This window comes from Thiocapsa bogorovii (genome assembly GCF_021228795.1).
GTDB classification, from domain to species: Bacteria; Pseudomonadota; Gammaproteobacteria; order Chromatiales; family Chromatiaceae; genus Thiocapsa; species Thiocapsa bogorovii.
The window spans coordinates 512,868-537,718 of the sequence record NZ_CP089309.1 but is presented as its reverse complement, the minus strand read 5'-3'; the positions used below and the strand labels follow the sequence as shown (position 1 = coordinate 537,718).

Sequence of the window (24,851 nt, the reverse complement as noted above, 5' to 3'; positions counted from 1 at the left end):
ATGAATCATGGGCTTTGAAAAATTCCTCTTCTATGTCTTTGCCGCCATAACCCTAATTGCTGCAGGGATGGTGATCACGCGCCGCAATCCGGTCCACGCCGTCCTCTATTTGGTGCTGGCCTTCATCAGCAGCGCGGCCCTGTGGATCCTGCTCGAGGCTGAGTTCCTCGGCATCGTGCTGATCCTGGTTTATGTCGGTGCAGTCATGGTGCTCTTCCTCTTCGTGGTGATGATGCTCGACGTCGATATCGCGACGCTCCGTGCCGGCTTTATTCGCTATTTGCCGATCGGTGCGCTGATTGCGGTCGTGCTGGCCCTCGAGATCTTCCTGATCGTCGGGCCGGCGAATTTCGGATTGCAGCATTTCCCGTCGCCCGTGCCGGCCGGCCCCGAGGCGAGCAATACCGAAGAGCTCGGTCTCCTGCTCTATACCCTCTATGTCTATCCGTTCGAGATTGCCGCCATCATCCTGCTTGTCGCGATCGTCGCCGCGATTCGCTTGACGCTGCGCCGTCGGCCCGACTCCAAATATATGGATCCGGGGAAGCAGGTCAGGGTCAAAAAGGGTCCGGACCGGATTCGTATCGTCAAGATGCCTTCAGAGAGTGCCGCGGTTCCGGCCGTCGCCGCCTCGGCTGCACCACAGGAATCGACCGAATGATCGCGCTCTCCGACTATTTGATCCTGGCTGCCGGGCTCTTCATGCTGGCGGTTGCCGGGATCTTCCTGAATCGCAAGAACGTCATCCTGCTGCTGATGTGCATCGAGCTGATGCTCTTGGCGGTGAATATGAATTTCGTGGCCTTTTCCCATTTTCTCGGGGATATGACGGGTCAGGTCTTCGTCTTCTTCATTCTGACCGTGGCGGCGGCCGAGGCTGCGATCGGGCTTGCGATCCTGGTGGTGCTTTTCCGTAATCGGCAGACGATCAACGTGGAGGATTTGGATAGCCTCAAGGGGTAGCGCGCACGGCGTCTGCGCGGCTCGCGGGTCGATCCGGATCACATCAAGCGAAAGAGCGAACTAAACAGTGGAAAACGTCTACCTGACCATCGTGCTTGCGCCGCTCTTGGGCGCCATCATCGCCGGCTTTTTCGGCGGCCGAATCGGCCGACAGGGGGCGCATGCGGTGACCATTGCCGGCGTCGGGCTCTCTACGGCGCTTTCGCTCATGGTGCTCGCGCGCTTTATCTGGGGTGATCTGCCGGTCTACAACGAGGCCGTCTATACCTGGATGGTGTCGGACGGCATCCGCTTCGAGATCGGCTTCCTGGTCGATCGGCTCACGGCGCTCATGATGGCGACCGTAACCTTCGTCTCCTTGATGGTCCACATCTATACGATCGGCTACATGGCCGATGACGAGCACAACTGGCCGCACGGTGCGCTGACCGGCAAGAACAGCTATCAGCGTTTCTTCAGCTACATCTCGCTCTTTACCTTTTCCATGTTGATGTTGGTTATGTCCAACAACTTCATGCAGCTCTTCTTCGGGTGGGAGGCGGTCGGTTTGGTCTCCTATCTACTCATCGGCTTCTGGTCGACGCGCGAGACGGCGATCTTTGCCAACATGAAGGCCTTCCTGGTCAACCGGGTCGGCGATTTTGGCTTCATTCTGGGCATCGCTGCGATCGGAATGTATTTCAACAGCATGGATTACGTCGAGGTCTTTGCCGCTGCGCCCGACCACGCCGACACCCAGCTCGCCCTGTTTGGCGGCGTCTCGCTCATGACCCTGATCTGTATTCTGCTCTTCATCGGTGCCATGGGTAAGTCGGCGCAGGTTCCCCTGCATGTCTGGCTGCCGGACTCGATGGAAGGCCCCACGCCCATCTCGGCCTTGATTCACGCCGCGACCATGGTCACGGCGGGCGTCTTCATGGTGGCGCGCATGTCGCCGCTGTTCGAGATGTCCGAGACGGCGCTCAGCTTCATCCTCATCATCGGCGCGACCACGGCACTCTTCATGGGCCTGATCGGTCTGGTGCAGAACGACATCAAGCGGGTCGTCGCCTATTCGACCCTGTCGCAGCTCGGCTATATGGTGACGGCGCTCGGAGCCTCGGCCTACGCCGCCGGGATGTTCCATCTCATGACCCACGCCTTCTTCAAGGCGCTGCTGTTCCTGGCTGCCGGCTCGGTGATCATCGCCATGCATCACAAGCAGGACATCCGCGAGATGGGCGGCCTGCGCCGTTACATGCCGATCACCTGGATCACCGCATTGATCGGCTCGCTCGCCCTGATCGGGTTCCCGGCCTTCTCCGGCTTTTTCTCGAAGGACGCCATCATCGAGGCGGTAGGTCACTCGACCCTCTACGGTTCCGGTTATGCCTCGCTCCTGTTGACGATCGGTGTCTTCGTGACCGCGGCCTACAGCTTTCGCATGTATTTCCTGGTCTTCCACGGCAAGCCGCGGATGGACGAGCATACCAGACACCATCTGCACGAGACCCCATGGGTCGTGACCTTACCGCTGGTGCTTCTGGCGATACCCTCGGTGGTGCTCGGCTGGCTGGTCATCGAGCCGCTGTTGGTGACCAATTGGTTCGCCACCGGCGACTGGAACCCCATCGTCGTGGCGCCCGAGCACGATACCCTGCACGCCCTGCGCGAGCATTGGCACGGCCAGTGGGCCTTCGTCCTGCACGGCATGACCATGCCGCCCTTCTTCCTGGCGATGGGTGGGCTGGTCTTGGCCGCCGTCGTCTGGTGGTTCACCTTCGCAAAGAATCCGAAGATCGACGAGCAACTGCAGGCGATGGGTGGCCCCGTCACCAAGATCCTGCAGGCCAAATACGGGTTCGACGACTTCAATCAGAAGGTCTTTGCCGGAGGCGGCCGTTGGCTGGGTAAGGTGCTCTGGCTCGGCGGTGACCGCGCGATCATCGACGACGGCGTGGTCAACGGATCGGCTCATGGGGTTGCAGCGCTGGCGCAGCGTGCGCGGCATTTGCAGACCGGTTACCTCTATCACTACGCGATTGCGATGATCGTCGGGCTCGTCGGGCTCTTGACGTTCTTCGTCGTGCTCTAAAGCGGAAGGAGACGCCCCGCATGTACGAGTTACCTCTCCTGACGCTGGTCATCTGGTTGCCCATCATCGGCGGCATCGCCGTGCTGGCGAGCGGTGATCGGGCCTCCGACATCTCCAAGTGGATCGCGCTCGCCTTTGCGATCCTGACCTTTGCCGTCAGCCTCGGCCTTTGGACAGGTTTCGACGCCGGCAACGGGCAGATGCAGTTCGTCGAGCGCGCGGCCTGGATCCCGACCTTCAACGTCGAGTACTACCTCGGTGTCGACGGCATCTCCATGCCACTGATTATCCTGACGACCTTCATCACCATCTTCGTGATCATCGCGGGGTGGGACGTCATTACGTATAAACCGTCCCATTACATGGCGGCCTTCCTGATCATGGAAGGCGTGATGGTCGGCGTATTTTCGGCACTCGACGCCATCCTCTTTTATGTCTTCTGGGAGGCGATGCTGATCCCGATGTTCATCATCATCGGGGTCTGGGGCGGGCCGAATCGGGTCTATGCGACCATCAAGTTCTTCCTCTATACCTTCTTCGGCTCGGTGTTCATGTTGGTCGCCTTGATCTACATGTTCTTCCAGGCCGACAGCTTCAGCATCCTCGACTTCCACGATCTGGAATTGGGCATGACGGATCAAATTCTGATCTTCATCGCCTTTCTGCTCGCCTTTGCGGTCAAGGTGCCCATGTTCCCGGTTCACACCTGGCTGCCGGATGCGCATGTCGAGGCGCCGACCGGCGGGTCGGTGATCCTGGCGGCCATCATGCTGAAGATCGGCGGTTACGGGTTCCTGCGCTTTTCCATGCCGATCACACCGGACGCCAGCGCCTCGCTCGATTGGCTGATCATTGCGTTGTCCCTGATCGCCGTGGTCTACATCGGATTCGTGGCCCTCGTTCAGCAGGACATGAAGAAGCTGATCGCCTATTCGTCGATCGCGCACATGGGCTTTGTGACGCTCGGCTTTTTTATCGTCTTCACCATCATCCGCAACCCGGAGGTCGCCGGCGGGTCGGTCATGGGGATCGAGGGTGGTATGGTGCAGATGATTTCCCATGGATTCATCTCGGGCGCGCTCTTCCTTTGCGTGGGCGTGCTTTACGACCGGGTTCATTCGCGCGAGATCGCCGACTACGGCGGTGTGATCAACACGATGCCTTGGTTTGGTGCCTTCGTGGTGTTTTTCGCGATGGCCAACGCGGGTCTGCCCGGGACTTCCGGTTTCGTCGGCGAGTTCATGGTGATCCTCGCGACCTTCAGGGCCGATTTCTGGTGGGCCTTCCTGGCTGCGACCACCTTGATTCTAGCGGCGGCCTTCACCCTCTGGATGGTCAAACGGGTGATCTTCGGGGAGGTCAAGAACGAGAAGGTAGCCGGTCTGCAAGACCTCAACCGCCGCGAAACGCTGAATCTCGGGGTACTGGCTGCTGCTGTCCTGGCCCTCGGGGTCTGGCCCGCGCCCTTGATGGAGGTGATGCACGCCTCGGTCGAGAACCTGGTCGCCCACGTCAGCGAGTGCAAGTTGCCGGCCTCCGAGGCGGCGGACTGCGTCCTTGCGGTGCCCGCATCCGTGGCTGGTTTGACCGGACAGCCGTAAGGATGCGCTCGGGCGCGGGTCTCACTTCATATTTTTGAATACCTTGAACCGCGCCACCTCCGACAGACGTCGGAGCTGGCGCGGCCAAGCCAATCCAACAAACGAAGCATGCCGCACCGGGCGCGGTTTAATCGGAATTCTCACATGCCATTCGACGCCGCCAATCTGTTCCCTATCCTGCCGGAGATCGCGATCCTGGTCACCGCCACTCTCGTGCTGGTGCTGGATCTCTATCTCAAGGAGAAGGACAAGGACATCAACCATACCCTGACCCTGATCGGACTGCTGGTCGCGATCGGTCTGACGGGTGCCGTGGGCGGCGGCGAGGCGCGCATCATCTTCGACGGCAATGTCGTGCGCGACGGCCTGACCGATCTGCTCAGAGGCGCGATCCTGGTCGTCAGCCTGCTCGCCTTCGTCTATGCACGCCCGTGGCTGAAGGATCGCGGACTCTTCGTCGGCGAGTTCTACGTCTTGGGGCTCTTTGCGATCCTCGGGATGCTGATCATGGTGTCGGCCAACAGTTTCCTGACGATCTATCTCGGTCTCGAGCTCCAAGCGCTCTGTCTCTATGCCCTGGTCGCCTTCGATCGCGACTCGAAGAAGGGCGCCGAAGCCGCGATGAAATATTTCGTGCTGGGCGCGCTCGGCTCGGGAATGCTCCTCTATGGCGTCTCCATGATTTACGGCGCCACCGGCTCGATCGAGTTCGGTCCGGTCGCACAGGCGGTGGCCGAGCAGGGCATGGACAATAAGGTCCTGGTCTTCGGCGTGGTCTTCCTGGTCATCGGCGTGGGCTTCAAGTTCGGTGCCGTGCCCTTCCATATGTGGGTCCCCGACATCTACGAGGGCGCGCCTACGCCGGCCGTTCTGTTGCTCGGCAGTGCGCCGAAGATCGCGGCCTTCGCGTTGGCGATTCGTATGTTGGTCGATGGCCTCGAGGCGATCCAGCCGGATTGGCAGGGCATGCTCCTGATTCTCGCCGTGCTCTCCATGGGTCTTGGCAACCTGGTCGCGATCGCGCAGACCAACATCAAGCGCATGCTGGCCTACTCGACCATCTCGCACGTTGGGTTCATCTTTCTCGGGCTCTTGGCCGGTTCCGCTCAAGGCTACGCGTCGGCGATGTTCTACGCGATCGTCTACGCCGTCATGTCGACCGGCGCCTTCGGCATCCTGCTGATCCTGAGCCGCAAAGGCTTCGATGCGGAGAATCTGGACGACCTCAAGGGACTGAACGACCGAGATTCCTGGTATGCGGCCATGATGGCATTGGTGATGTTCTCGATGGCCGGTGTCCCGCCGACAGTCGGCTTCATGGCAAAGCTGCTGGTGCTCGAGGCTGTTGTTCGGATCGACCTCGTCTGGCTCGCACTTGTTGCCGTCGCCTTTTCGATCATCGGGGCCTTCTACTACCTGCGCGTGGTCAAGGTGATCTATTTCGACAAGCCGAACCCGGACATGCCCGTCCTGACGACCAGCAGCGGCGTGCGCGTCGCCATGAGTCTCAACGGTCTTTCCCTTTTGGTGCTCGGCCTCTTCCCGGCGACCCTCTTGAGCTGGTGCCAAAGTGTCTTTGTTTAAGCCTCTAGGCTTGGAGCGCCCGAGGTCCGCGCACCCCGGTTCGGATCATCTCGGTTGTGTCGGCGCCGTCTCGCGTACTACCATCGGGGTTTTCGCTTAACGGAGTCGGACATGCTTCGCGGCAGCATCGTTGCCCTCATCACCCCCATGCACGAGGACGGGGGCATCGACGACGCGAGCCTAGCGCGTCTCGTCGACTTCCATGTCGACGCGGGGACCACGGCCATCGTCGCTGTCGGGACCACCGGAGAGTCGGCGACGCTCGACGAGGAGGAGCACTGCGCCGTCATTCGCCGGACGCTGGAGCTTGCCGGTGGCAGGATCCCCGTCATCGCGGGCACGGGGGCCAACTCGACGCGCGAGGCGATCAACCTGACCCGTTGCGCCAAAGAGGCCGGCGCTCAGGCGGCCCTTCTGGTGACGCCCTATTACAACAAGCCCACTCAAGAGGGGTTGTATCTCCATTATCGCGCGATCGCCGAGGCCGTCGACATCCCGCAGATCCTCTACAACGTGCCCGGTCGGACGGCATGCGACCTGCTGCCCGAGACGGCGGCTCGGCTCGCGCCCATCGAGAATATCGTCGGCATCAAGGACGCGACGGGCGATCTGACCCGTGTCGCGCGGTTGCGGGCCGGTTGCGGCGACGGATTCGCGCTCTACAGCGGAGACGATGCAACCGGATGCGAGTTCATGCTGACCGGCGGCGACGGGGTCATCTCGGTGACCTCGAATCTGGCGCCTCGATTGATGCAGGACATGTGCGATGCAGCGCTCGCGGGCGATCGCGAAAACGCCGAGGCCATCAATCGGCGACTCGATGCACTGCATCACGACCTGTTCGTGCAGTCCAATCCGATCCCGGTAAAATGGGGTGTTGCCGAGATCGGGTTATGCGCGAAAGGTATCCGCCTTCCACTCACCTGGCTCTCCGAAGAGCATCATGCACGCGTCCGCGCTGCGATGGAGCTGGCGGGTGTGCTTTGACGCCGTTGGCCGCGTCGACGCGCCCGAGCAGCTGCGTATGCTCAATCGACTAAAGAGGTCGCTCACCTTGAGACCACGTTTTTCGTTGGCGGGCGGCGTCTGCGCCGGACTGGCGCTGACTTTGCTTCTGTCCGGTTGCGGCTCGGACGTCATCAACGACGCGATCCCCGACCAGCGACTTGCCTATAAAAAGCAGCAGGAGGCCGGGGAGAATCTGGAGATCCCGCCGGACTTGACCTCGGGAACGTTCGATGATGCCCTGGATATTCCGCCAGCCGGCGGGGCGACCTACTCGGAGTACAGCGGGAGTCGCGCTAAACGCCAGCGGGTCGCGGCCTCGGGCGAGGTCCTCCCCGAAACACCCGATGTGGAGCTGAAGCGGCGTGACAACGAGCGCTGGCTCGAGGTCCAGGCCTCGCCGCAGCAGGTGTGGCCGCAGGTCATCTCCTTCTGGCGGGAGCAGGGTATCCTCCTGGTCGAACAGAATCCGACCGTCGGTGTGATGCGCACGGATTGGTTGGACAATCGCGCTGAGATCCGGCGTGATTTCGTGACGCGGATGATCAGCAAGGTCGTCGAAGGGGTCTATGCGACCTCGACGCGAGATCAGTACAGCGTTCGTATCGAGCCCGGTACGTCCCCCGGAACCACCGAAATCCATCTCACGCATCGCGGGATGGAAGAACGCCTCGTGACCAACGCGATCGGTGACGGGAGCCGAACCATTTGGGAGCCCAGCGGTACCGATTCGGGAAAGGAAGCCGAGATGCTGCGGCGCCTCATGGTTTTCCTTGGTGCATCCGAGCAGCGGGCCGCGGCGGTGAGCCCCGCGTCCGGGGCCAGCTCCGGCCGTGCGGGAGGAGGTCTTGCGATCCAGCCTGTCAGCGCTCGACTTGTCACCGAGGGAGGCTCTCAAGCGCTGGTGATTCAGGAGGATTTCCGCCGCGCTTGGAGAACCACCGGTTCGGCCCTGGATCGCGCCGGATTCTCGGTTGAGGACCGCGATCTCAGTCAAGGCGTCTACTATGTCCGATACGCAGGGCAGGACGGCGCTTCCGACAGGAAGAGCCCCGGACTCCTTTCCCGGATGGCCTTCTGGAAGAAGAACGAGGTCGATCCCGTCAAGCAGTATCAGGTACGTGTGCAAGGGGGCGAGACCGAATCTCGTGTCACCGTGCTGGATGCGAGCGGGAAACCGGATACATCTGAGTCGAGCCAACGGATCCTGACGCTGATGAAGGAACAGATTCGTTAGACCTGCCCCGACGTGCGTTTCTGCTCTCTCGGCAGCGGCAGCCGCGGCAACGCCACGCTGGTGGAAAGTGCGGGTTGCCGCGTTCTGGTGGACAATGGCTTCAGCCTACGCGAGCTGCATCAGCGTCTGCTCGCGGCGGATGTGGAGCCGGACAGTATCGATGTTCTGCTCCTGACCCACGAGCATGGCGACCATGTGAAGGGTGTCTGGTCCTTCGCGAGGCGCCATCGCGTGGAGGTCTGGACAACACCCGGGACGTGGCGGGCCGTTGGCGCTCCCGAGATCCCGAGGTTGCGGCTGCTCTCCGGTCAGGGGCAGTCGGTCAGGATCGATGGCCTCCGTATCCGCTCCTACCCGGTTCCGCATGACGCCCGCGAGCCCTGTCAGTTCCTGTTCGAGGCCGATGGGCGTCGTTTGGGGATGTTGACCGATACCGGCTGTGTGACACCCCACATGACGCAGGTTCTTCAGGATTGCGACGCGCTGATCCTGGAACTCAACCATGATCCGGAACTCCTGCGGCGCGGCCCCTATCCGCCGAGCCTGCAGCGACGTGTCGCCGGTGACTTCGGCCATCTCAGCAACCTGCAAGCCGCCCGCCTGCTCGACGCCTTGCCGCACCGCGCCATCGCGCGACTCTGCGTGGCCCACGTCAGCGAGACCAACAACCATCCCGATCTGGTTGGCGCAAGTATCCGCGGTGTCTGCGAATCGCTCGCCGAGCGGACATTGATCCTGGAGCAGGACAGACCGAGCGTCTGGTGCCCATGTTGAAGATCCGCCCGACTGAGACCGGCGTGACGCTTAGCCTGGATCAGCTGTTCGTTCTGTTCTTGAACCTGAAGCCGGCAGTTGACCGCTTTGTGCCCGATGCAAGGGTTCGACGCGGTTGACGATCTTGGACATCTGACGCCCCACCTGCCGGGTGCCGGCCGCTGCCGGATCTAGGTTGAATCGCCCCCGCTCTTGATCCTGGATGTGATCGCCTGTACGGCTTTTCTGGCCTCGTCGAGCAAGAGCACGCTGGATGCAACGAACGCGGCTTTGAGCCAGTCCTCGAGGCTCAGGTGGGTGGTCGCGAAGATATCCTGAGCCTCGGGCCAATTCACGACCAAGACCTGGAGTGCCAGGACGGCGCCGAGCGCCAGCCAGAGTTTGCCGTTTGCGAGGAAGTGTACGTTGAAGGCGCTGCCATGCTCGCTGCGGGCATTGAAGACGTTGAAGAACTGAAAGAGCACGAAGGTGGTGAAGGCAAGGGTAAGGGCATAGGCCTCGCCTTGGCTGGTCAAAGCATCCTGAAACAGCCAGAGGGTGCCGACCATCATGGTGGTGCCGTAGAGTCCGAGGACGGCCGAGCGCTTGAGCGTGAGGATCTGAGAATCCTGTCGGCGGGGCAGGGCCTGCATGATGCCGGGGCGCGCGGGCTCGACACCGAGCGTCATCGCAGGGGGGCCGTCCATGATGATATTGATCCACAGGAGTTGGATCGCCGTGAAGGGTGTCGGAAGCCCCATCAGGGTTGCCGTCAGTACCGTCAGGATGGCGCCGATGTTGGTCGAGAGCTGGAAGCGCACGAACTTCACGATGTTGTCGAAGATGACGCGTCCTTCCTCCACCGCCCTGACGATGGTCGCGAAGTTATCGTCCATCAGCACCATGGTGGCGGCCTCGCGCGTGACCGCAGTGCCGTTCAGACCCATGGCAACACCGATATCGGCTGCCTTGACCGCGGGTGCGTCGTTGACACCGTCGCCGGTCATGGCGACCACATGGCCGCGCGCCTTGAGCGCCTTCACGATCCTGACCTTGTGGGCCGGCGAGACTCTGGCGATGACGTCGATGTCCTCGATCCGGCGCCCGAGATCCGCCTCTCCCATTGCGTCGAGCTCGGCTCCCGTAACGACCTTGCCGGTCAGCCCCAGCTCGCGCCCGATCGCCTCCGCGGTCAGTTTGTGGTCGCCCGTAATCATCTTCACCTGGATGCCGGCCCGACGACAGCGGGCGATGGCATCGGCCGCCTCCGGGCGCGGTGGGTCCATCAGGCCCGCAAGCCCCAGGAAGGTCCAGCCATCGGCCCATCGCCAGAGATCCTCTGCAGGGTCGAAATCACGGGCCGGGATGATCCGCCGAGTCACCGCGAGCACCCTCAGGGCTTGACGCGCGAGGTGCTCGTTCTCGAACTCGATGCGCTTGCGGGTCGCGGCATCGAGTGGTTGCTCGCCGCTTGCGGCCAGCCAGTGCGACGCGCGGGCGAGCAGGACGTCCGGGGCACCTTTGACGAACAACTCGACCTGGTCGCCGGCGCGGTGAAAGGTCGCCATGAATTTGTGGGCCGAGTCGAAGGGGATCTCGCCGATTCGCGGGCGGCGAGCCTGTTCGGACTCGGGGTCGAGGCCGGCCTTGCGGGCGAGAACCCAGAGCGCGCCCTCGGTGGGGTCTCCGATCAACTCGCCGTCGCGCACCCGCGACTCGTTGCAGAGCGCCATCGGACGGGCCAAGTCGATTGGATCGATCCGATCGCTCGAGTCGCTCGGATCGTCCCGAAGGATCGCGCCCTCGGCCCCGTAGCCGTCGCCGTCGACATTGAATCGTTGGCCCGCAAACCAGACGGCGCGCGCGGTCATCCGGTTGAGCGTGAGCGTACCGGTCTTATCCGAACAGATGACCGTGGTGGACCCGAGGGTCTCCACCGCCGAGAGTTTCTTGAGGATCGCCCGATTCTGGGCCATTCGCCACATGCCGATCGCCAGGGTCACGGTGACGACCGCCGGCAGCCCCTCGGGTATCGCCGCCACTGCAAGGGCTACGGCGGTGATCGCGGCCTGCGTCCAGGGCAGTCCGCGCGTCAGGTCGAGAAGGAAGATCGCGGCGACGATCATTCCGGCGATTGCCGCCAGCCGCTTACCGAGCGTATCCAACTGCCGCTGCAGGGGTGTCTCGGACTCCGGCGTCTCGGCGATCAGCCCGGCCAGCCGTCCGATCTCGGTCGTCATGCCGGTGTCGACGACCAGCATCTCGGCCCGGCCGCGCGTCACCACAGTATTCATGTAGAGCATGTTCAGTCGTTCGGCCAGCGGTGGATCGGCCTCCTCCATGGCCTGCGTGCATTTCCCGACTGGCTGGGACTCACCCGTCAGGGCGGCCTCCTCGACCTCCAGGTTGAGCGCCGTAAGGAGCCGCCCATCCGCAGGCACGCGATCGCCTGCCTCGAGCAGGACGAGATCCCCGGGCACCAACTCGGTCGCTTCGACCTCGCCGATCCGACCATCCCGACGCACGCGCGCGCGGACGGCGACCATCGCCTTGAGGGTGGAGAGTGTGCGCTCGGCGCGGTGCTCTTGATAGAAGCCGAGCGCGGCATTCAGGATCACGACGACCAGGATCACCACCGCGTCTTTGAGATCCCCGACCGTCCACGCCAGTGCGGCGGCGAAGAGGAGCACGATCACCAGAAGGTTCCTGAACTGGTCCAGGAATCTCTGCCAGAGCGGGCGCGACTTGGTTTCGTCAAGGGCGTTGTCGCCGTAACCTTGACGTCGCAGCTCGGCTTCGGCGCTCGACAGGCCCCGGGCGGGATCGACGCCTAACGCCTCGGTCGTCTCGGCGACACTCAGGTCGTACCATCGGCGCGTCCGGGTGTCTGCAGTCATGGTTCCGCCCCCGGCTTCAGCGACCAGTCCGAGTCATCGGTGATCTCCCGCTCTCGCGCGATCAGTCGTCGGTCAGCCAACCCTGTAATGCCTCGACGAGAGCCTGGGCCTGCGCGCGACTGGAGATATTGAACTTTGACTGCTGCCGGTACTCGCCGTTGCGCTTCTGATAGCGGCGAATCGTATATTTGTCCGGACCGTACGCCTCTTTTACGCGGTCCCAATCTTGGTAGCGAAAGAGGATGGTGGTCCAACTTCCCTTGGAGAGTACGACCTTGCCGATCTCCTTGGTTGTATCGATACCGTCTTCCGTGTACTTCACCGTCAGATCTTCGATCCGTTCGGTCATGCGGCGCACCTCTGCGTGTCTGTCAGGGGGGTGGGACGACCCTTGCACCGTTGCGCTCGAGGGTCGAGACGATAAATCGGGCGTCGCGCCCGGGCGCCGATTCTCGCGCAATCCGCAGCGGCAAGCGACCGTCGTCGGCGGGTTGATTCACATTGGCACCGGCGAGGATCAGTTGTCGGACCGTCTCGAGCTGCCCGTTTCGAATGGCGACGTGCAGGGGGGCATCCCCGCTCTGGCCCCGTCCGTCGAGCTGCGCGCCGGCATGAAGGAGGAAATCCAGGGTTTCGCGTTTGATCGCCCCCGCCCCCACAAGCTCGATCAGCATGCCCTGCGCATCGAGCGGAGCCCCTTGGTTGATGAGCATGTCGGCGACCTGAGTGCGATCGTTCTCGAGTGCGACGCGCAGCGGGGTCTTTCCCGCGGCGTTGGGGGCCTCGAGATCCGCGCCGTTTCGGGCGAGCTCCCGCGTGATGGCGACACGCCCGGCGCGCGCGGCGACGTGTAGGGGCGGGTCGCCGTGTGCGTCGGGCTCACCGAGGTCGCTCTTCCAGTAGATGTGACGCGAGACCTGATCGATGTCCCCGATCTCGACTGCTCGGTGTAGATTTACCGTCGGTTCGGCGGGCTCGGTACAGCCCGTGAGGAAGAGGGCCGCGAGGAGGATCAGAGCGCGGCCCGAGCGACGCTTGACGCCCTCGGCCCGGCTTCGCTGCCGAGGGGCATCGGGTTGCGCTCGGCATTCGTTCTCGGGCGGCGCTTGCGGGCTGCTGCATCGGGTCGGTCGTGCTAACGTAACCGCCATGATCTCGAAACTCCTCCTCACTGCAGCTGTCATCTTCGTGGCCTACCTGGTGATCCGGGCACGCATCCGGCGCTCTCGCGAAGCCGCCGGCTTGATCGCGTCACGACCGCCTCTCATCCCGCCGGCGCTGATTCGCCCGCTGGCGTATGGGCTATTGGCCGTCATGCTGATCGGCAGCGTGGCTTATCTCGTTCGGGACTGGGATCGCGATCGGGAGATCATCCCTGTTCAGGTCGTCAATGCCAATACGGGCGAGGTGACTCGGTACGAGGTCCTTCGCGGGAGTGTCGACGGCCGGCGATTCTTGACCGCCGACGGTAGAGAGATTCGAATTGCAGACATCGAACGTTTGATTATGGACAGCGATCGTTAGTCGAGCGTCTCGGGGGGCGCGAACAGCAACGAAGACGGTTTCGCCGTCTGCAGGTGATGCGAGACCCGCAATGCGCTGAGACGGAGCGCACGCAGGGTCCGCGGGTTGCCTACTCGACCGTGACGGTAATCCGATCCGAGACGATCGGTGGATCGTGCGGGATATGATTCTTGTCCCCCAAGATAATCTGCAAGGTGTGCTCGCCCGGCGGCAAGGTGATCTCGGTCTCCGTCTGTCCGCCCCCGAAATGCAGGATATCCGCGCTCATCGGTTGATCGAGCGGGGGAAGGCTGTCCATATCGACCAACAGGTGATGATGTCCCGTTTTGGGTAGATCGGCGCCCGCCGGTGCAACCCCCATTCCCGACAGCCCGAATCGCACCACGAAGGTCTGGGGTACGGTCGCACCGTCCTCGGGAGTGATGATATACGCACGGGCGCCCTCGGGTGCCGGGGTTCGTTCGACTGCACCGAAAGCGTTCAGCGCGCCAAGGGTTAAGCCCGCGGCGATCAACAGGGCCATGGGCGACAGTCGTGAGACATTCTTCTTCATTCAGGCGACTCCTCTTGTGGTTCCGCATCGTTTTCAGTTCGTCGTTCCACGGAGAAGAGTCAGGAGCGTGGGCGCCGATTTCAACCTGAATTCGGCAGTTTTGCCCATCGTCCCTCGGCTAAGGCGGCCGGGGTCGTGATAGCTGTCGCTTCGTTTCGGAAGGATTTAGGTGAGTAAGGGGCATCAACGCCACGTGGCTGGATGATGAGCGGCGGGGTCTTGGGCGTATGGCGATCCGGATCAGCGCCTGCTTTGCCTGGCCCACCTGATCCGCATGGCCTGCGGGCTTCGGAGAGTCCCGACGGCGAGGCACGACATGTCGGCTCCACCTGCAGGCAACGCTCGTTCGTCCTCCCGCCGAGCGGATCTCGACAGCGCAAGGTCGATGGGGAGTGAGGTGGTTGGTCAAAATCGGCTGCGGTGATCGGCAGGCCGTTCAGGGTGCGGATTGTGCACGCGCCCCGCTGTCTTGCGGGGCGCGTTGTTTCGGGCTTCTCGGGGGAAAACGAAGACGGAAGCCCGGTGGTTCTGCTTAGTAGTCCATATCGTCCATGCCGCCGCCCGGGGCGGGGCCGCCCTTATCCTTCTTCGGCTCGTCCGCCACCATGGCTTCGGTGGTGATCATCAGGCCGGCGATGGACGCGGCGTTTTGAAGCGCCGTGCGGGTCACCTTGGTCGGATCGATGATGCCCATGTCCATCATGTCGCCGTACTCGCCGGTAGCGGCGTTGTAGCCGAAGCTGCCGGTGCCTTCGGCGACCTTGCTCATGACCACGGAGGCCTCGTCACCGGCGTTGGTGACGATCTGACGCAGCGGTTCTTCCAAGGCGCGGCGCGCGATGGCGATGCCGAGATCCTGGTCGGTATTGGCGCCTTTCAGCCCCACGACCGCGCCGATGGCACGGATCAGGGCCACGCCGCCGCCGGGAACGATGCCTTCCTCGACAGCCGCGCGGGTGGCGTGCAGTGCGTCTTCAACGCGCGCCTTCTTCTCCTTCATCTCCATCTCGGTGGCCGCGCCGACCTTCACGACCGCGACACCGCCGGCCAGCTTGGCCAGACGCTCTTGCAGCTTCTCGCGGTCGTAGTCGGAGGTGGTGTCCTCGATCTGACTGCGGATCTGATCGCAACGGCCCTTGATATCGTCATGGGAGCCGGCGCCGTCGATGATGGTGGTGTCTTCCTTGGCGATCTGGACCGTCTTGGCGGATCCCAGATCGTTCAGGGTCGCCTTCTCCAGCGACAGCCCGACCTCCTCGGAGATTACGGTGCCGCCGGTGAGGATGGCAATATCCTGCAGCATGGCCTTGCGACGGTCGCCGAAGCCCGGTGCCTTGACCGCACAGACCTTTAGAATACCGCGCAGGTTGTTGACGACCAGGGTCGCCAGTGCCTCGCCCTCGACATCTTCGGCGACGATCAGCAGCGGCTTGCCGGCCTTTGCGACCGCCTCGAGCACGGGTAGCAGATCACGGATGTTGGAGATCTTCTTGTCGTAGAGCAGGATGTAAGGGGCGTCCAGCTCGGCCTTTTGGCTCGTCTGGTTGTTGATGAAGTAGGGAGAGAGATAGCCACGGTCGAACTGCATGCCTTCGACCAAGTCGAGCTCGTTTTGCAGCGACTTGCCTTCCTCGACCGTGATCACGCCTTCCTTGCCGACCTTTTCCATGGCCTCGGCGATGATCTGGCCGATCGACTCGTCCGAGTTGGCCGAGATGGTGCCGACCTGCGCGATCGCTTTGTTGGTCGAACAGGGCCGCGAGAGCGTCTTCAGTTCGGTCACCGAGGCCTCCACGGCCTTATCGATGCCGCGCTTGATGTCCATCGGGTTCATGCCGGCGGCAACCGCCTTGAGACCCTCGCGGACCATCGCCTGCGCCAGCACGGTGGCGGTGGTGGTGCCGTCGCCGGCGATGTCGGAGGTCTTGGAAGCGACCTCCTTGACCATTTGGGCGCCCATGTTTTCGAGCTTGTCTTTGAGCTCGATCGCCTTGGCCACGGAGACACCGTCCTTCGTGACGGTGGGGGCGCCCCAGGACTTCTCGATGACGACGTTGCGTCCCTTGGGACCCAGCGTGACCTTGACCGCATTGGCGAGGATGTCCACGCCGTGGAGCATCCGGGCACGGGCTTGCTCGCTGAAGGAAATCTGTTTTGCACTCATGGATGGCTTGCCTCGGTAGAGCGAAATGGGGGATGTGGCGTAAGCGGGCGGATGTCCGCTATTCGATGACGCCCATGATGTCGTCTTCGCGCATCACCAGCAGCTTCTCCTCGGAGAGCTTGACCTCTGTGCCCGAGTATTTGCCGAACAACACGCGGTCGCCGACCTTCACATCCAGGCGGCGGATATCGCCGTTATCCAGCAGCTTGCCGTTGCCGACGGCGATCACTTCGCCTTCGATCGGCTTCTCGGCCGCCGAGTCCGGGATCAGGATTCCACCGGCGGAGGTGCGCTCCTCCTCCTTGCGGCGAACGACGACACGGTCATGCAAAGGACGTAGGTTCATAAACGACGTGACTCCTTGAGCGAAGAAAGCGAAAGTTCGCGATCTCGACGGGCTGTTAGCACTCGGTCGGATCGAGTGCTAACAATCTAGAGAAAAATCCGCGGATGTCAAGCGCTGCTGAACCGCGTTCGGAGTCCTCCGATCCGGCGTCGGTGATTTCGACCCCTTGCTTCTCAATGGCTGTCGGGGGGTGCGGTTCAGGAGATTCGGGATTTCGGAGAATCGGGTGCGGTTTGAGGGTTCGGGGTCGCGTTGGGCGGACGCTTTCAGTCCGGGCATAGATCGAGGATGATGCCGAGATGGAGACATTGGACACTCATGCGCAGCTCGATTCGGAGGTTTCGGTCGGGCGCGAGGCGCGTTTCGGCGGGATCGCTCGGCTCTACGGTGCGGCGGAGAGCGCGCGGATCGCCGAGCTGCATGTCTGTGTTGTCGGCGTGGGCGGGGTAGGCTCTTGGGCGGCGGAGGCACTCGCGCGCACGGGCGTGGGTGCCATTACCTTGATCGACGACGACACGATCGAGCCGGGCAACGTGAATCGGCAGAGCCATGCCGTGACCAGCCAGTTTGATCGGCCGAAGGTTGAGGTCATGGCCGACCGTATCCGGGACATCCATCCGCTTTGCCGGTGCGAGCCGATCCGCGACTTCGTGACCGATCGGACGCTCGAGGCGTATCTGAGCCGCGGCTATGACGCGGTCATCGACGCGATCGACAGCATCCGGTTCAAGGCGGCAATAATTGCCTACTGCACGGCGCAAAGGCTCCCGATCGTCACAACCGGGGGGGCAGGCGGGCGCCGCGACCCGACCGCGGTCAGGGTGGCCGATCTGAGCCGAACGGAGCATGACCCACTCGCCTCGAAGGTGCGGCGCCGCTTGCGCGAGGCGTATGGATTTCCCAGAGACCCGAAACGGCGTTTCAAGGTCGACTGCGTCTACTCGCTCGAGCAGCCGGTGTATCCGCGGGCGGATGGATGTGTCAGCCATCAAAAGCCCGGCATCAGCGGCGTCTCGCTCGACTGTCGGCTCGGCTATGGGTCGGCAAGCTTCGTGACAGCGACGTTCGGGTTCGCCGCCGTGGCGAGGGTGATCGAGATGTCGCTTAAACCGCGCCCGGAGCGACAGGCAAGGTTTCAATCCGGTCTAGACCTGGCATGAGCCAAAGAGGGCTTCGTTGACGCGGTTTAGATCATGAATCATCGGCTCGGCGAACGCGTTTCCAAGAAATCGATGCGTCTTTTCCGCTCTCGGCTTTACCCTCTGAACCGCGTCGCCTCGACCTTTTTGGAATGCGGTAAGGCTGAGTAGCGCATCGACGTTTCAGGATCGCTCCTCGACGCGGTTCATATGATCCCCTCGCGCTTCAATTGGCTCGTCAGCACCTCGATCTGCACGTCTAGGTCCATGATGTCGGACTCCAAGAGCTTCTGACGTTGCTCGTTGAACACCTCCTCGATGCTCGTCAGGACCCGACGGAAGTTGGCGTCGAGATCGGGCGAAGCGGCGCGTGCGTGCGTCCTCGCGTAGCCCTCGACGACGCGCTGCACACCATCCAGATAGACGTTCAAGAATTTGCGGGCGCGTCGCAGGTCGCGTGGGTCTTCTTCAAGCAAGGTTAGAATCTCGCGGGCGAGCGCGGCGACGCGCCGCAGACGCTGATTGAGCTCGGGTTGTCGGATCTCGCGGCTCGACTGCTCGACGGCGGCGATCGAGTGCTCGGCTTGCGCCAAGGCGGCAAGCACCTGCTCCGTGGTGTCCAGCCCGGAGGCTGCCGTCACACGCTTGGGAGCAACCGGATCGCCCCCGTAAAAAAGTCGGCACCCGAGCAGTGCCACGACACCGAAGGCGAAGGCGATGCCGGGATGGTGTCCGACGCCCAGCCAGGCGGTCAGACCTGTGCCTAAAGCGATCAGGACGCCGCCCGAGGTCTTGAGCGGCCAAGGGGTCTTGGCGACGAGCCGGCGCGCGTAGGCGGCTTCCGAGACCAGCCCGCGCCACAGCAACCAGGCCCCGCCCAGCAGCAGCCCGTAACCGACGGCGTTGCCGATCATCGGCATCAAGAGCCCGCGCGCCATGGCGACAACCGCGGCGATCAAGACCGGCAGCGTCAGGAGGAACATCAAGAGCCCCTTGGCTGGGCTCGGCTGATTCGGAACCGCGGGCTCGTCTTCAGCGGTGCCGACGAGTTTGGAGCGGACGACCGGGATCAGGACAGCGATCGTGGCGAGGATCACGACAAGCGCAAGCACGCGGATCATGGACGTGGCTCCCGGGTGCTCAGCGTGGCGGGACGGCGTGCCGGGTGGCCTCGGCGGCAGCGGCAGGAGACGAGCAGGAAACCGCCAGCGCCTGCCAAGAGGCGATGCCGACGGCAGATAGGATCAGGAGCAGGCCTAGGACCTTTCGAGGGAATTCGGGCATGGTGGACGGCTCTTTAAGCCTCGGCCCGTTGCCGCAGCAACTTGACCTGGAAGAGCGTGTTGCGCTCCTCTTCTTCGAGCGAGGATTGGATGAAGTGGATGGTCCGCCGATAGAGCGGAATGATGTTGTACTTAAGCGCGTTGACCCGCTTCTGGGCCTTGCGCTGCTCCTCCATCAGGCGGTGCAGCGCGGTCTCGACCTCGGCGAGGCGGGCGAGCAGCACGCAGGCGTTGGCGAGGTTCTCGCGGGTGGTGTCGAAGCTCGCGTCCGTCCCCAAAAGGCCGACCGGCTTGAGCGGGATCCGCTCGCTGGTGACGGCGGGATATTCCACGCCGAGCGCTCGGCGCGGCAGGATGTCGACCGTCAGGGCCAGCTCCGAGCCGAGGGCGGCCTGATGGATCCCGCGGCTGCCCATGCGTAAGTGTGTGATGCTGAGACAGCGATAGGCCTCGGCGAGTGCCTTTTCGGACGCGTCCCGAAGCCGACGGTACTCGCCGATGCGTTCGTAGACCAGACGCGTCAGCAACTCGCGCTTGCGCTCGAGCAGGTCGTGGCCTTCTTCGAGAAATTTCTCCTGCTTCTTCAGTCGGAGGAGGGTGTTCTTGGTCGGCGGAACCTTGATCAGTTGTTGTGCCATAGCGATTCTCGACTGCTCGCGGGTGCTCTTTGGTGCGGCGCCCATCCGCTTTGACGACCCCGGGGTCGGAAATCGTTTACACCGTAGGAAACCGCCGCTTCGCGTCGCCGACAGGGTGGCCTCCTGCAAACCCGACACTTGAGCCGCGACATCGCGCCGCCCGGCAGCTTCGATATCGCGGCGGTCAGGTGCCGCTGTAGATCTGGCCGCGCTCGACAAGGCACTCGGGGCTGCCGACTTCCAACTCCCGACAGACGAGGGGGCGATGCGTGTAGATCCGGCATAGCAGTGTGTCGCGGTCCAGTGCGGCGCACCAGCCGTCGTCGAGGCGATCCATCAGGGTTCCGCCGAGTGGGTCGGTGCAGGTCAGATGGTCGGGGACGCCGGTATCGGTCACGCACCAGACCTCAAGGCGGCAGCAGCAGGCGGCACAGGTCTCGCAAGTGATTTGATTCGTGGAATCCATGTCGGGTTTTCCATCCGCGCGACGCGCTCCAGGTCGTGCAGTGACGACTTGGTTCAATGCGGGTCCGTTTCCGCTGTCCAGTGTGAAAAGGAACCCATGGTCACAACGCGGTCAACAAGTTTGGTCCCGGTGGAGTGGGAGGCCGTTGCGGCCTCCCGGACATCGCGCGCCGGACTGATCGCCCAGGCCGCCGGTGGTGCAAGTGGAGTCTTAGTCCTTTTGGTCTATCTGCTTTTGATCACCCATGTCGGTGGGATACTCGCCGGTCAGCTCCTCGCTCTCGTTCTTGAGCATCTTGGACGTTGCCTGCTGCTCCGCGGCATTCGGCGTCGGATTCTTGATCTGCTTCTGATCGCCCATGTCGGTCGGATACTCGCCGGTCAGCTCCTCGCTCTCGTTCTTGAGCATCTTCTCGGTTGCCGCCTGTTCCGCGGCATTCGGGGTCGGATTCTTGACCTGGGCCTCTTGTCCGACATTCATCGGCGTATCGCCGGAGACGAACGGCGTGGCAGGCTGCTCGGCGGCAACAGTGCCGGCGAGAACAATGGCGAGTGCCGCAGCAGAACTGGACAGGATTTGCTTTGTTTTCACTTGCTTCTTCTCCTTACTGGTCGCACGAATCGGACAATTCAGACCCATTGCCTCGGCGTCGATCGACTGCCGCGGCCGGACACTGGATTCTCCGGACTGAAGTGACTCGTCTTGCCTTGCATCGGCAGTCGCCGCCGACCACCGGGCTTCTATAGAGACGTGCTCGGCAAAGGATCTTTCCCTTCCCGGCGCTCCCTCGGTCCGCTCCTACATTATCCCGCGTCTCGCCGCGCAGAATCTACGGCCTTCCGCAAAACATTGCCGCTGAATCATAGCAGGTGTTGGCGAGGATCAAAGGGTGCAGGAATTGCAATGTACTTGTCGAGCGAAAAAAACCGACTCGACGGAGGGATTTCGGAATTCAGGTCTTATCGCGAGCGTCGGCATCGGATCGATCTCCAAGGCGCGACGGTAGCGCCTGCTCCGGAAGTCGTCGAATCCGAACCCCTGGTGGAGGAGGTCGCTCAGGAACGCTCTCGCCGACGCGGTGCGAGCAGGCTGAGCAGCGTTGCCGCGGCACCCAGGAACGCGAACAAGGCCTTGAAGCCCCACTCACCCAAGAAGACGGTCAGGTTGCTGTCCTCGGATCGGACATGGTCGGTCCCCGGCGTTTGACCGGACATGGGTGTTGCCGGTTGCGGCTCGGACGGTGTGTGTTGCATGGATGCCTCCTCCGGCTTGGGTCGAGGTGTCGGTTCGATGGGTTCTTGGCGATGTCGCCTCGCGGGCAGCGATCCCCGGGTGATCGGGTTTCCGGGGGGCGCATCCGTGAGACCATGCCGGAGACGTGATTCTAAACCGCATCCAGAGTGAAATGCGTCATTTTCATGTGGTGTCGGGCTTGAGAACTTTTCCGGCTTTCGTGGGTGCTCGGTTTAAAAGTCGATATTGTTTAATATCTTAAATCGCCCCAGCTCCAACAGTGATCGGATCCGGCGCGGCCAAGCCAACCAACATTCGTGGCATACCGTAACGGGCGCGGTTTAGACCAAAAGATCGCCCAAGATCTCGGGGCACTCGAGCAACGGATTGTGGCCCACGCCCGGAAGGACATGCAGTCTTGTCGCGGGACGCCGGCACGCGACCTCCCGAGCGATCCCGAGAAAGCGCGTATCGGAAGCTCCGACGATCCAGGTCAGCTCTCCCGGAAAGGCCGCAGCAGGCTCCCAAAGGCTCGGCATGCGCCCGAGCCCGTGCTGCTCGAGAGAGGCCGCGAGCCCCGTCGGGCGTTGGTTCAAGCGCCGCCGACGCTGTCGTTCCAGCACCGCGGCCGGCAGGCCGACCTGGGTTGCGAACAAGGGTTGTGACTCCCAGGCATCGACGAACGCCTCGATCCCGTTGTCGAGAAGTCGTCGGATCCACGCCTGGTCACCTGCGAGCCGATCGGCCCTCTGCGATGCGTCTTCGAGGCCCGGATGTGCGGAGATGACGGTTGCACGGCGAAAGCGTTCCGGGTCGAGCGCCATCATGCCGAGCGCGAATCGTCCGCCCATCGAATAACCCACGACCTCGTCGATACCCTCGGGTAGGGCGCCGAGAATGTCGCCGATGCTGTCTCGGAATGACCGAACGGGTGCCGTGTGGGTGCCATGTCCGGGCAGGTCGATGGCTATCGCACGCCCTTTCAGGCGCGGGCAGCAGGCCCACCAGTCTTCGCTGCTGCCGGTAAACCCGTGCAGCAACAGGATCAGAGCGTCGCCTCGGCGATGCGGGCCTCGCGGTCTTTGTCGCGCTCGATCAGGGCGTAGGCCGAATGGTTGTGAATAGACTCGAAATTCTCGGCCTCGACCACGTAAGCGGTGACCCGGTCATCCTCGTTCAGGCGTGTGGCGACGTCCCGTACCAGGTCCTCGACGAACTTGGGGTTATCGTAGGCATGTTCAGTCACGTACTTCTCGTCCGGTCGCTTCAGCAATCCGAAGAGTTCCGAGGATGCCTCGGCCTCGACCATCTCGATGAGCTCTTCGATCCAGATGTGACCCTGCGAGCGAACCTGAACCGTCACGTGGGAGCGCTGATTGTGCGCACCGTAGGCAGAGATCTTCTTCGAGCACGGGCACAGGCTGGTGACGGGCACGATCACCTTGATCTCCAGGCTCGGGAGGCCCCTCTGGATCTCGCCGATGAAGGTGACCTCGTAGTCGAGTAGGCTCTCTACGCCGGTGACGGGGGCCTTCTTGTTCACGAAGAAGGGGAAGCGCATCTCGATGTGTCCCGCTTCGGACTCCAGACGCTGCGACATCTCGGTCAGCATCTCTTTGAAGGAGGACACGCCGATCTCGCGCTCGTGATTGTTCAGGATTTGCACGAACCGGGACATGTGGGTCCCTTTGAAGTCGTGCGGCAGGTAGACGTACATGTTGAAATTGGCGACCGTATGCTGCTCGATGCCGCTGCGATCACTCACCCGCACGGGGTGGCGGATGTCCTTGATCCCCACCTTGTCGATGGCGATCCGACGAGAGTCGGCGCTCCCCTGGACGTCGGCAATTTCGGCGCTGTCGGGTGCGGCGCAGCAGTTGGGCTCGAGCACTTGCTCCATGATGTGACTTCTCTCGATGGATCGTCTTTGGTCTCAAACCCGAGATTTGGGGGCTGAGGCCGACAAGACAAACCGGCGCGGCTTACCCGTGCCGATCTGCGGTGCCAGACTTTGGTGAGGTCGCCTTTGCGGAGACGATGCGCGTCTCAGTGCTTACGCCCGATCAGCGCGCCGGCGATCCAGCGCAGGGGCTCGGCACCGGATGAAAAAATCTTTATACTTTCAAGGGCATCGGCAATCAAGGTAGCGGCCATCTCCTTGGCTTCGGGCAGCCCGACGAGGGCAGGGTAAGTCGCCTTCTCCAGGACCTGATCGCGGCCGGCCGTCTTGCCGATCAAGTCGGTGTCGCCCTCGACGTCGAGGACGTCGTCCTGAATCTGAAAGGCAAGACCGATACATTTGGCGTAGCGATCGAGACGTTCGGCGTGATCCGGGTCGGGCGCATCGTGGGCGAGTATGCCCATTTGCACGGCTGCCCTGATGAGCGCGCCGGTCTTGTGGATGTGGATGTGCTCGAGCATGGCGACGTCCAGGACGCTGCCTTCTGCAGCTAGATCGAGCGCCTGACCGCCGACCATGCCGCGTGCCCCGCTCGCGCGCGCGAGGCTTGCGACCATGTCGATGCGTTTGGCGGCATCCAGCCCGGGCGACTCGGCCAACGCCTGGAAGGCGAGGGTCTGGAGTGCATCGCCGGCCAGGATCGCGGTCGCCTCGTCGAAGGCGCGATGACAGGTCGGGCGCCCCCGCCTCAGATCGTCGTCGTCCATCGCCGGGAGGTCGTCGTGGATTAGGGAGTAGGCATGGATGAGCTCGACGGCACAGGCAGGGCGGTCGAGCAGGGCGGGATCCACACCGAGTGCCTCGCCGGCGGCGTAGGCCAGGAGCGGACGGATGCGCTTGCCGCCGCCGAGGACCGTGTAGCGCATGGCCTCGTGCAGACGGACCGGTTGCACGCTTGCAGACGGCAGCAGCGTGTCGAGCGTGGCTTCGACCCGGGCGCAGCATCGCGCGCGGAAGTCGTCCAGAGTGGCGTCAGTCATTGGATTCGAAGGGCTCTAGATCGGCGCCGGAATCGGACCGAGGTCCGGCCTCGGGCCGAGTGTCGGTGAGGATACGCACGCGTTGCTCGGCCGCATCCAGCGCCTGCTGGCAGGCACGGGTCAGGCCGATGCCACGCTCGAAAACGGACAGTGACTCTTCGAGGCTCATCTCGCCCTTCTCGAGGGCATCGACGATTAATTCCAGTTCGGCGAGCGACTGCTCGAAGGAAGGCGGGGGCGGAGCGACTGGCTTTTTCATTCGCTTAAACCGCGTCCTGAACGGATACCGATGCTTCGTTGGATCACGCCGCTCGGTTGAATCCAACGGGTTCTGGCCGGACGCGGTTTGAGGACTTTCGGGTATCCGCGTAAGTTACCCCAGCTCCTGGGATGGGTCAAACCGCAAACCTTGCCTCACCCGGCGCCGTTGCGCCGGGCTCGACGCCACCCG

General features: G+C 62.8%; 26 protein-coding genes. 10 read left to right on the top strand and 16 right to left on the bottom strand.

What is annotated here, in order from left to right; all coding sequences use genetic code 11:
• The first annotated feature begins 7 nt into the window (after nucleotides 1-7).
• The 8 genes from LT988_RS02600 to LT988_RS02565 all read left to right on the top strand — a co-directional run bounded on the left by LT988_RS02600 (nucleotide 8) and on the right by LT988_RS02565 (nucleotide 9,238).
• Nucleotides 8-661 (top strand): NADH-quinone oxidoreductase subunit J, encoded by a 654-nt coding sequence (locus tag LT988_RS02600; protein WP_232408703.1) that lies wholly within the window; start codon nucleotides 8-10, stop codon nucleotides 659-661.
• Nucleotides 658-963: an NADH-quinone oxidoreductase subunit NuoK gene (gene nuoK / locus LT988_RS02595; RefSeq protein WP_007190921.1), complete on the top strand. Its 306-nt coding sequence runs from the start codon at nucleotides 658-660 to the stop codon at nucleotides 961-963. The genes LT988_RS02600 and nuoK overlap by 4 nt, the downstream gene beginning before the upstream one ends.
• Before the next feature lie 67 nt (nucleotides 964-1,030).
• Nucleotides 1,031-3,037 carry an NADH-quinone oxidoreductase subunit L gene (nuoL, locus tag LT988_RS02590; RefSeq protein WP_232408702.1) on the top strand — a complete coding sequence of 669 codons (2,007 nt, stop codon included), beginning with the start codon at nucleotides 1,031-1,033 and terminating at the stop codon, nucleotides 3,035-3,037.
• A gap of 20 nt (nucleotides 3,038-3,057) precedes the next feature.
• Nucleotides 3,058-4,638, top strand: coding sequence for an NADH-quinone oxidoreductase subunit M (locus LT988_RS02585; protein WP_232408701.1), 1,581 nt, complete (start codon nucleotides 3,058-3,060; stop codon nucleotides 4,636-4,638).
• Nucleotides 4,639-4,782: 144 nt separating this feature from the next.
• On the top strand, nucleotides 4,783-6,222 hold the full coding sequence (nuoN, locus tag LT988_RS02580) for an NADH-quinone oxidoreductase subunit NuoN (protein ID WP_232408700.1): 1,440 nt from the start codon (nucleotides 4,783-4,785) through the stop codon (nucleotides 6,220-6,222).
• 111 nt (nucleotides 6,223-6,333) lie between these two features.
• A complete protein-coding gene (gene dapA, locus LT988_RS02575; protein ID WP_232408699.1) occupies nucleotides 6,334-7,209 on the top strand; it encodes a 4-hydroxy-tetrahydrodipicolinate synthase in 876 nt (291 codons plus the stop codon).
• 37 nt (nucleotides 7,210-7,246) lie between these two features.
• A complete protein-coding gene (gene bamC / locus LT988_RS02570; RefSeq protein WP_232408698.1) occupies nucleotides 7,247-8,464 on the top strand; it encodes an outer membrane protein assembly factor BamC in 1,218 nt (405 codons plus the stop codon).
• 12 nt (nucleotides 8,465-8,476) lie between these two features.
• Nucleotides 8,477-9,238, top strand: a complete 762-nt coding sequence (locus tag LT988_RS02565) for an MBL fold metallo-hydrolase (RefSeq protein WP_232408697.1) — start codon at nucleotides 8,477-8,479, stop codon at nucleotides 9,236-9,238.
• Nucleotides 9,239-9,408: 170 nt separating this feature from the next.
• Here LT988_RS02565 and LT988_RS02560 read toward each other — a convergent pair whose 3' ends face one another.
• The 3 genes from LT988_RS02560 to LT988_RS02550 all read right to left on the bottom strand — a co-directional run bounded on the left by LT988_RS02560 (nucleotide 9,409) and on the right by LT988_RS02550 (nucleotide 13,265).
• On the bottom strand, nucleotides 9,409-12,114 hold the full coding sequence (locus LT988_RS02560) for a cation-translocating P-type ATPase (protein ID WP_232408696.1): 2,706 nt from the start codon (nucleotides 12,112-12,114) through the stop codon (nucleotides 9,409-9,411).
• A 61-nt stretch (nucleotides 12,115-12,175) separates the two neighbouring features.
• The gene (locus tag LT988_RS02555; RefSeq protein ID WP_232408695.1) at nucleotides 12,176-12,463 is read right to left on the bottom strand and encodes a hypothetical protein; all 288 of its coding nucleotides are present in this window, start codon (nucleotides 12,461-12,463) and stop codon (nucleotides 12,176-12,178) included.
• Between the two features lie 22 nt (nucleotides 12,464-12,485).
• A complete protein-coding gene (locus LT988_RS02550) occupies nucleotides 12,486-13,265 on the bottom strand; it encodes an ankyrin repeat domain-containing protein (protein WP_232408694.1) in 780 nt (259 codons plus the stop codon).
• On the opposite strand from LT988_RS02550, the gene LT988_RS02545 reads away from it, so the two are divergent.
• Nucleotides 13,264-13,638 (top strand): hypothetical protein, encoded by a 375-nt coding sequence (locus LT988_RS02545; protein ID WP_232408693.1) that lies wholly within the window; start codon nucleotides 13,264-13,266, stop codon nucleotides 13,636-13,638. The genes LT988_RS02550 and LT988_RS02545 overlap by 2 nt on opposite strands.
• A gap of 109 nt (nucleotides 13,639-13,747) precedes the next feature.
• Here the strand turns inward: LT988_RS02545 and LT988_RS02540 are convergent, their stop codons facing one another.
• The 3 genes from LT988_RS02540 to LT988_RS02530 all read right to left on the bottom strand — a co-directional run bounded on the left by LT988_RS02540 (nucleotide 13,748) and on the right by LT988_RS02530 (nucleotide 16,701).
• On the bottom strand, nucleotides 13,748-14,191 hold the full coding sequence (locus LT988_RS02540; RefSeq protein ID WP_269752092.1) for a DUF4399 domain-containing protein: 444 nt from the start codon (nucleotides 14,189-14,191) through the stop codon (nucleotides 13,748-13,750).
• A 532-nt stretch (nucleotides 14,192-14,723) separates the two neighbouring features.
• Entirely contained in the window at nucleotides 14,724-16,355 is a 1,632-nt protein-coding gene (groL, locus tag LT988_RS02535; RefSeq protein ID WP_232408692.1) for a chaperonin GroEL, read from the bottom strand.
• Nucleotides 16,356-16,413: 58 nt separating this feature from the next.
• A complete protein-coding gene (locus LT988_RS02530) occupies nucleotides 16,414-16,701 on the bottom strand; it encodes a co-chaperone GroES (protein WP_232408691.1) in 288 nt (95 codons plus the stop codon).
• 299 nt (nucleotides 16,702-17,000) lie between these two features.
• On the opposite strand from LT988_RS02530, the gene tcdA reads away from it, so the two are divergent.
• Nucleotides 17,001-17,861, top strand: a complete 861-nt coding sequence (gene tcdA, locus LT988_RS02525; protein WP_232408690.1) for a tRNA cyclic N6-threonylcarbamoyladenosine(37) synthase TcdA — start codon at nucleotides 17,001-17,003, stop codon at nucleotides 17,859-17,861.
• 185 nt (nucleotides 17,862-18,046) lie between these two features.
• On the opposite strand, the gene LT988_RS02520 is transcribed toward tcdA, so the two are convergent.
• The 10 genes from LT988_RS02520 to LT988_RS02475 all read right to left on the bottom strand — a co-directional run bounded on the left by LT988_RS02520 (nucleotide 18,047) and on the right by LT988_RS02475 (nucleotide 24,659).
• Complete coding sequence (locus tag LT988_RS02520; RefSeq protein WP_232408689.1) at nucleotides 18,047-18,961, bottom strand: 5-bromo-4-chloroindolyl phosphate hydrolysis family protein; 915 nt, start codon at nucleotides 18,959-18,961, stop codon at nucleotides 18,047-18,049.
• A gap of 19 nt (nucleotides 18,962-18,980) precedes the next feature.
• Entirely contained in the window at nucleotides 18,981-19,124 is a 144-nt protein-coding gene (locus tag LT988_RS02515; RefSeq protein WP_232408688.1) for a hypothetical protein, read from the bottom strand.
• 13 nt (nucleotides 19,125-19,137) lie between these two features.
• Nucleotides 19,138-19,761, bottom strand: a complete 624-nt coding sequence (locus tag LT988_RS02510; protein ID WP_007190903.1) for a V-type ATP synthase subunit D — start codon at nucleotides 19,759-19,761, stop codon at nucleotides 19,138-19,140.
• Nucleotides 19,762-19,945: 184 nt separating this feature from the next.
• Complete coding sequence (locus tag LT988_RS02505) at nucleotides 19,946-20,227, bottom strand: YkgJ family cysteine cluster protein (protein WP_232408687.1); 282 nt, start codon at nucleotides 20,225-20,227, stop codon at nucleotides 19,946-19,948.
• A 210-nt stretch (nucleotides 20,228-20,437) separates the two neighbouring features.
• Complete coding sequence (locus LT988_RS02500; RefSeq protein WP_232408686.1) at nucleotides 20,438-20,818, bottom strand: hypothetical protein; 381 nt, start codon at nucleotides 20,816-20,818, stop codon at nucleotides 20,438-20,440.
• A gap of 464 nt (nucleotides 20,819-21,282) precedes the next feature.
• On the bottom strand, nucleotides 21,283-21,480 hold the full coding sequence (locus tag LT988_RS02495; RefSeq protein WP_232408685.1) for a hypothetical protein: 198 nt from the start codon (nucleotides 21,478-21,480) through the stop codon (nucleotides 21,283-21,285).
• A 321-nt stretch (nucleotides 21,481-21,801) separates the two neighbouring features.
• Nucleotides 21,802-22,500 (bottom strand): alpha/beta fold hydrolase, encoded by a 699-nt coding sequence (locus tag LT988_RS02490; protein ID WP_232408684.1) that lies wholly within the window; start codon nucleotides 22,498-22,500, stop codon nucleotides 21,802-21,804.
• Between the two features lie 5 nt (nucleotides 22,501-22,505).
• Nucleotides 22,506-23,360 (bottom strand): GTP cyclohydrolase FolE2, encoded by an 855-nt coding sequence (gene folE2, locus LT988_RS02485; RefSeq protein ID WP_232408683.1) that lies wholly within the window; start codon nucleotides 23,358-23,360, stop codon nucleotides 22,506-22,508.
• 146 nt (nucleotides 23,361-23,506) lie between these two features.
• Complete coding sequence (gene ispA / locus LT988_RS02480; protein WP_232408682.1) at nucleotides 23,507-24,400, bottom strand: (2E,6E)-farnesyl diphosphate synthase; 894 nt, start codon at nucleotides 24,398-24,400, stop codon at nucleotides 23,507-23,509.
• Complete coding sequence (locus tag LT988_RS02475) at nucleotides 24,393-24,659, bottom strand: exodeoxyribonuclease VII small subunit (RefSeq protein ID WP_232408681.1); 267 nt, start codon at nucleotides 24,657-24,659, stop codon at nucleotides 24,393-24,395. Before LT988_RS02475 ends, ispA begins: the two co-directional genes overlap by 8 nt.
• Nucleotides 24,660-24,851 lie beyond the last annotated feature (192 nt).